This is a genomic window from Rhodococcus sp. R1101 (genome assembly GCF_000278445.1).
Classification (GTDB): domain Bacteria; phylum Actinomycetota; class Actinomycetes; order Mycobacteriales; family Mycobacteriaceae; genus Rhodococcus; species Rhodococcus gordoniae.
Genome location: NZ_AJVB01000693.1, coordinates 1 through 1,505 on the forward strand (window position 1 = coordinate 1; position 1,505 = coordinate 1,505).

Genomic DNA, 1,505 nt, shown 5'->3' on the forward strand with positions numbered 1-1,505 from the left:
GTCCTCCACACGGTGGGGGAGCTGCTCGGCAAGCAAGTGATCGGCGCCGGTAGACAGGACGGAACCTCCAGGTCGATGGTGACGGCACCTCGGAGACGAGTGGAGCCGGGGCGCCGCGATCAGCCTATCCGCAGTCTCGGATCGTCGCCGGTAGCGCCCACCGCAGCGGCGCCACCTATGCTGGACCGGTGACAAGCGACTTCGTCAGGGCAACCGAGGACGGCGGGATTTCTCGGACCCCGTCGATCGTGGACCGTCTCGGGTCCGCGCGTTCGGGCCGCATTCCGTTCTCCGTCGAGTTCTCCCCGCCTCGCGACGCCGAGGCCGAGGGACGACTGTGGCGTGCCGTGCGGACGTTCGAGCGTCTCGGCCCGGCCTTCGTATCGATGACCTACGGCGCCGGGGGATCCACCCGCGACCGTACGGTCCGGGTCACCGGACGTCTCGCCGAGGAGACCACCCTGCTGCCGGTCGCGCACCTCACGGCCGTCGGGCACAGCATCGACGAACTGCGCGCGATGGTCGGTGCCTACGCCGATCGCGGTATCACCAACATCCTGGCCCTGCGCGGCGACCCGCCGGGTAATCCGCTCGGCGAGTGGGAGAAGCATCCGGAGGGCCTCGAGTACGCCGACGAGCTCGTCCGGTTGGTGCGCGACCTCGGCGACTTCCACGTCGGCGTCGCGTCCTTCCCCGAAGGGCACCACCGGTCCCCGGACCTCGATCACGACACCCGCTATCTCGTGCAGAAGCTGCGCGCGGGCGCCGAGTACTCGATCACCCAGATGTTCTTCGACGTCGAGCACTACCTGCGTCTGCGCGACCGGGTCGTGGCCCACGACGCCGAGCAGGGACTCAAGCCGATCATCCCCGAGATCATGCCCATCACGTCGCTGCGCTCGGCGCGGCGCAGCCTCGAACTGTCGGGTTCGCAGCTGCCGCCCGTACTCGAGGAGCGCCTGCGGCGGGCGGCGGGCGACGGTCCCGAGGAGGACCGGGCGGCAGTACGCGAGGTGGGCATCGAGGTCGCCACGGAGATGTGCGAGCGTCTGATCTCCGAGGGTGCGCCGTGCCTGCACTTCATCACGCTCAACTTCGCCCGCGCGACCGGCGAGGTGCTCACCCGCCTCGGCTACGAACTCGAGGCTCCTGCTGCGGTGCAGCCGGCCTGAACCGTCCCCGTCCAGGCCCGGTCAGGGCAGGATGCGGGCCTTCCACGACGCTCGTCCGCTCCGCCGTGCCCGGATCGACCACGCCGTGAGCGCGCCGAAGGCCAGGATCGAGGCGGGGTGGGCCGCGGCGTCGAGCAGGTCGCCGGCGAGACGGTCGGGGGCGTCCGGGTGCCGCCGGCCTCCCCGTTCGGTCGTTCGCGCGAGCAGTCGCGACAGCACTCCCGCGGCAGTCCCGGCCAGACCCCAGCGTCGCGTCCGCGCGTCTCCGAGCAGGGCCGCGGCCGGAGGCACGAGGTACGCGACGAGATACAGCGCCACGACCGCGGCAGCCCC

General features: G+C 71.4%; 1 protein-coding gene and 1 pseudogene. One reads left to right on the forward strand and one right to left on the reverse strand.

Annotated features, from left to right (window positions below; genetic code table 11):
• Positions 1-227: 227 nt before the first annotated feature.
• Complete coding sequence (gene metF / locus R1101_RS0123300; protein WP_172506108.1) at positions 228-1,172, forward strand: methylenetetrahydrofolate reductase [NAD(P)H]; 945 nt, start codon at positions 228-230, stop codon at positions 1,170-1,172.
• Between the two features lie 21 nt (positions 1,173-1,193).
• On the opposite strand, the pseudogene R1101_RS28400 reads toward metF, so the two are convergent.
• Positions 1,194-1,505, reverse strand: a pseudogene (locus tag R1101_RS28400) (glycosyl transferase); the annotation flags it as partial.